The organism is Streptomyces phytophilus (assembly GCF_013870535.1).
In the GTDB taxonomy this organism is placed as follows: domain Bacteria; phylum Actinomycetota; class Actinomycetes; order Streptomycetales; family Streptomycetaceae; genus Streptomyces; species Streptomyces phytophilus.
Map to the genome: position 1 here is coordinate 1 of NZ_JACBXC010000380.1, position 4,967 is coordinate 4,967.

Here is a 4,967-nt window from a genome sequence, read left to right on the forward strand (position 1 = left end):
CGTGCTGCTGCGCCCCGATCCCGTCGGCGGCGACCCGCGGGGCGCGCCCTCCCTCCCGGGGCAGCCGCACAGCCCGTCGTCGAGTCAGGACGGCGGGCCGAGTCCGAAGAGCACAAAGAGCCGGGACGGTGGGCCGGGCCCGGGGAACACGGCCGGCGGGGACAGCCAGGGGAGACAAGGACCTACCCGGGTGGTGAAGTTCACGCCCTGGGATGAGATCGCCGGCCGCCCCGCCGATTCCGTCGAGGTGACCGACACCGCCGCCGGCAGCTGCTGGACGCGATCTCCGCTCCTGAACCGCCTCGACGCGTGGCGCTGCGCGACCGACGACAACGCCCTGTCAGACCCCTGCTTCGGCAACCCCAGCGACCCCTCAGCCACCTACGTGCTCTGCGTCGCAGACCGAAGGACCCCCGAGCGGCTGATCCGCATGGACCTGACCGAGCCGCTGCCGGGAGCCTCGGACGACTTTCTCGACGAGCTGGGCGGCAACAACGAGTACACCGGTGCCCTGACCATCGAACTCGCCGACGGCCAGCTCTGCGCCGCGGTCAGCGGTGCGGGGTCCTCGGTGGCGGGCAAGCCGCTGACCTTCGAGTGCGAGAAGGGCGACCTCTTCGGCCGCCCGGACACCGGCCCTTCGGTCTGGACGGTCCCGTACCGTGCCGACGGTGCGGCCGAGCTGGTCCCCGCAGACGTCGTCACCGTCCGCCAATGAGCGCGGTGGTCAGACCGTGAGGGCGGCTTCAGCACGTCCTCGCACCACTGCCGCAAGGAGGCCGGGTACGGAAGTCGGGGGATCGGTAGAGAACAACCATTCGGTCGATCTCAAATGATCTGGCACCACAGCAGGTCAGAGGCTCGCCACCGGACAGGCTCACTGCGACAGGACAGCATCGCCCTGACGGGGGCAGTGCTCGAATTCCGGGGGCGACTTTACGCGGAAGTATTCGTTACTCGGCCAGGTCATTAGTTGATGTTCGGGTTGGGGCACGGAGCAGAAGGTCGGACTGTCCCGGTGCGCTGAGAGGCAGAGACGCTCATCCCCGGCGTTCGCGCAGCTATACGATGCGGGAAGCGCTGTGGAGCGCACCAGCGGAGGGGATGACGGCCATCGAACTGTCCGAGATGATCCGTGAGTTGCGGCAGCAGCTCACGGACGCTGCGACGGAGGGGGCTGGGCAGGGTGTCCAGTTCGAGTTCGGGTCGGTAGAGATCGAGCCCGCCGTCACCGTGGATCGCGAGGCCGGGGGCAAGAGCCGGGTCCGCTTCCTTGTCCTCGACGCGGACGCCGAGGGGGCAGGACCCAGCGGATCACCCTCACGCTGCATCCCAAGTCCTCTGGTTTGGACGGTGTCCTGCACTCTGCCCTCGTTGCGGATGATGACGTCGTCGGCGAACGCTGAGCCGGGGGTGTAGCTACACGTGAAGGGCACCTGAGCACACCCCATCCTGGGCATCACCAACAACCGGAACGCCTACGGAACTTGATCAAGCCCTGATCGGAGAGGCCGTGCGCGCGGGACGCATTCCGGAAGCCCGAGGACTGCGGGTGCTGCAGTTCGACGACGACACCGGTCCGAAACGGGAAGTGCTGGCAGGAGTCTTCGCTCGCGCTGGGGATCGTGACTCACCCGACGCCGCGCATCCGCTCAACCTCGTAGGGGGCCGGCTCTGCGAGCAGACGGAGGCATATCAACTTCCGGACCTGCTTGAGAGGGCACCGTCCCGCCCTGCACAGGACCTGGTGGGATACAGCGCCACGGGTGAGCCGCTGTACCACAATCCCCTCGGTGGGGCGCTGGTGGAGATGCGACCAACGGAGCCGGAGGATCCCGCGTACCTCACTGCCCGAGCACGGGCGCTGTTGGCCGCTCCGGACGGTTAGGGAGGGGTCCCGATGACGGTACTTAGGCTGGATCCTGATACCGGAGGGGAGTGAGCCAGTTGCGGGAGATCGGTGAGGACGTATCGATCTATCTGGGGCATCTCATCGATGAGTATGATGAAGTTCGATTCTCGGGGAGAACCATCCACCGCAGATACGAAACCGTTCCGTTCCAGGTTCACCGGCCCCCTCACGGGAGCGAACATCGCGACGCGCACTGCGGCAAGTGCAGAAGGCAGCTCACCGTTCGAGTCCACAGCGTGGAACGCACAATTAAGGTCCGTAGGTTGCGGTTAACCCTCGGTGTTCTGGGACTCCTGTTGACTTCTGGTTGCCTCTGCGTGGTCTTGCTATGGCCGAGACCCATCATCTCGTCCGATTCCCCTGTCCCGGCTTTCGCCGTCGCGGCCTTGACCGGTGTCAGTGCTCTTTTGGGAGGGCGCGGGCTCATCACTGGGTTTCAGGAGTACGGCATCCAACTGAAGTCGCCGGATGACGATCTGCATGAGTGGCTAGGTGACTAACCTCGCGCATTCAGGCAGAGAGTTGTGTTCATCCTGAACGTGCGGGTCAGGGGGGTGGCGTGGGCGGGTGATGCCGTGCTCGTAGCCGTTGATGACCGCCGGGTCGCCGTCTTCGTCGTCCAGGCCGACGAAGCCGAGGTCGGCGATCGCCGCGAAACCTGCCTCGCGAAGCCGGGTGACCAGGTCGTCGTGGCGGCATGCGGTGCTCTCCGAACCGCGTGCAGGGCGGGCGGTGGAGATCCACAACAGCCGCCCCCTGATGTCAGGGCGATGATCAGCAGCCCGTGCGGTTTGTGCTTGGCTGACCAGCGGCGTTTCATGGGCAGGCCTGTTTGGCGCTGGGTGGGTATCAGCGACCGTCGAGCAGCACGACGCTGCCACCCTCCCGGGTGATTTTCGCCAGGACGCGCTCCAGGCGCGGGGCCCGCGCGGCGAGCAGGTCGATCATCTCCTTCAGCCACCGGTGGACCGTGGTGCGTGAGACGTTGATGACCAGCACCACCGGGTCCTCTTCCGGGCGCGTGCCGTAGAGCGCCTGTGCCACCGGGGCGAGTTGGTGCGGCAGCGAGCAGTGGATGTAGCCCTCCTCGGCCAGGGTGCGGCCGCGGGTCGACTGCTCGTACACGCCGGTCCGCCGTGCGGCTTCCCAGTGCGCCCGCTCGGTGATGTGCCACAGCTCCGTCGTCATCCCCCCATCGTAGGAACGGCGGCGCAGTCGAGGATCGACAGGTCGCCGGACATGATCGCCGCCGCACACGAGTCGGCCGCCGGCCACCCGGCCCCGGTCGTACGGATCACGAAGACGCTCCGTAACGCCCACGGACCACAGGGCATGCCGGTCGCCGACCCGCAGATGAGCTACGGACAGGTGCGGGCCGCCGCCCGGCGTCTGCTGCCCGGCGTTCGATTCCGCCGGCACGTACTGTCCCGGTACGCACTGACCTGGGACAAACCCGGACGCTGCGCCGTCATCGGTTCGCCGGCGCGGCCGGTGCGAGTTCGGCACGGCCGAACAACAGGGCGTAGCCGGTGGGGAGTTGGCGGAGGATGCGGGTTATCAGCACGGGGCGGGCGTAGGCGGCCACGGCGGAGAAGACGGAGCCGGCGTCCCAGCGGGTGGTCGCGAGGGAAGCGCCGGTGCCGGCGGCGAGGTCCTCGACGAAGTCCCAGCCGGTCAGCGGCTGGATGTCGGGGATCTGCGCGGTCAGCACGCGCGCGGCTTCCACGGGCAGGCAGCCGGCCAGGTCGACACGTTCCTCGCCGGTCAGTTGGCGCCCCAGTCCGGCCAGAACGAGGCGGACGGCTTCGTCGGCCCTCTCACGGGTGGGGTAGGCGCCCTCGTAGCGGACCTTCTCCAGCATCTGCTCGTACGCCGTCCCGTACGGTCGCCGGGGCGGTGCGTGCCGGTCGGAGATCACTTGGGTGATTCGCCTTTCTGTTCGTGGCCGGTGTTCTGGCACCGGGCGTGCGGAAGGGGCACGTGGCTCAGGACGGCCGCAGGGTGGGTCCTGGGCGGCTTGAGCAGGAGCAGGATCGCGCCCATGAGGTCCGGGCCGGCGGCAGGGAGCCCCCCCCGTCCGGCCGCGGACTGCTCAGGGAGGTGCGGAGAGCGGGGAGTTCCGCCCTCCGCACCTCTCCGGACGGTGATCAGCCGGGGATCTCCTTGCGGCCGGAGCCGACGGTGATCTTGCGGGGCTTGGCGCGCTCGGTGATCGGGATGCGCAGGGTCAGCACGCCCGCGTCGTAGTCGGCCCGGATGTGCTCGGTGTCGAGGGTGTCGGCGAGCATGACCTGGCGGGAGAAGACGCCCAGCGGCCGCTCGGACAGCTCCATCTGCACGTCGCCGGACTTCGCCGCCGGGCGCCGCTCAGCCCTGACGGTGAGCATGTTCCGCTCGACGTCGATGTCGATCGCGTCCGCGGTGACGCCCGGGATGTCGAAGGCCACGAGGTACTCGTCGCCGTCGCGGTAGGCGTCCATCGGCATCGGTGACGGGCGGGACCAGGTGCCCGGGCCCATGAGCTGCTGCGCCAGGCGGTCCAGCTCGCGGAAGGGGTCAGTGCGCATCAACATCGTGAAAACACCTCCAGCAGGTTCAGGCAGTTGCTGCCAATGCGCCTCACTGACACCGTTGTACCATGTCATCCAATGGATGACAAACATGATGTCGTCCACCTGATGACGAGGAGGGGAGTGTCCGTGACCGCAGCCGACGAGCCGTCCCTGACCAGCACGAACGCGCAGAGCCCGGCGTCGTTCCTCGCCGCCGCGGCAGCTCTGCACGCCATCGACGACGCCGTGCGGGGCGCCCAGCGAGAGTCCCCGGACGTCCCTGACGCGCCCGGTCCCGGGCCGGAGCAGGCGCTCGCCTCCCTGGTGCTGCTGCGGCAGGTGCGCGAGCAGCTCGCCGGATGGGAGACCGGCCTGATCGAAACCGCCCGCGACGCCGGGGCGAGCTGGGCCGACCTGGCCCACCCGCTCGGTGTCGCCAGCCGCCAGGCCGCCGAGCGGCGCTACCTGCGCGGCCGCCCCGGGCCCGCCGGTACCACCGGTGA

6 protein-coding genes and 1 pseudogene are annotated in these 4,967 nt (G+C 68.6%); 3 read left to right on the plus strand and 4 right to left on the minus strand.

Annotated features, from left to right (window positions below):
- Both H5J30_RS17375 and H5J30_RS35980 read left to right on the plus strand, forming a co-directional pair.
- Window positions 1-718 (plus strand): hypothetical protein (locus H5J30_RS17375; protein ID WP_445194943.1); only part of this gene is annotated, 718 nt, incomplete at its 5' end.
- Between the two features lie 410 nt (window positions 719-1,128).
- Window positions 1,129-1,419: a trypco2 family protein gene (locus H5J30_RS35980; protein WP_258563377.1), complete on the plus strand. Its 291-nt coding sequence runs from the start codon at window positions 1,129-1,131 to the stop codon at window positions 1,417-1,419.
- 981 nt (window positions 1,420-2,400) lie between these two features.
- Here the strand turns inward: H5J30_RS35980 and H5J30_RS17380 are convergent.
- The 4 genes from H5J30_RS17380 to H5J30_RS17395 all read right to left on the minus strand — a co-directional run bounded on the left by H5J30_RS17380 (window position 2,401) and on the right by H5J30_RS17395 (window position 4,485).
- Window positions 2,401-2,658 (minus strand): hypothetical protein, encoded by a 258-nt coding sequence (locus tag H5J30_RS17380; RefSeq protein WP_181788337.1) that lies wholly within the window; start codon window positions 2,656-2,658, stop codon window positions 2,401-2,403.
- 103 nt (window positions 2,659-2,761) lie between these two features.
- Complete coding sequence (locus H5J30_RS17385) at window positions 2,762-3,100, minus strand: DUF952 domain-containing protein (RefSeq protein ID WP_181788338.1); 339 nt, start codon at window positions 3,098-3,100, stop codon at window positions 2,762-2,764.
- A gap of 280 nt (window positions 3,101-3,380) precedes the next feature.
- Window positions 3,381-3,830, minus strand: a complete 450-nt coding sequence (locus tag H5J30_RS17390) for a DUF2267 domain-containing protein (RefSeq protein ID WP_181788339.1) — start codon at window positions 3,828-3,830, stop codon at window positions 3,381-3,383.
- A 229-nt stretch (window positions 3,831-4,059) separates the two neighbouring features.
- A complete protein-coding gene (locus tag H5J30_RS17395) occupies window positions 4,060-4,485 on the minus strand; it encodes an Hsp20/alpha crystallin family protein (protein ID WP_181788340.1) in 426 nt (141 codons plus the stop codon).
- A gap of 126 nt (window positions 4,486-4,611) precedes the next feature.
- On the opposite strand from H5J30_RS17395, the pseudogene H5J30_RS17400 reads away from it, so the two are divergent.
- Window positions 4,612-4,967 (plus strand): annotated as a pseudogene (locus H5J30_RS17400) (type III effector protein); the annotation flags it as partial.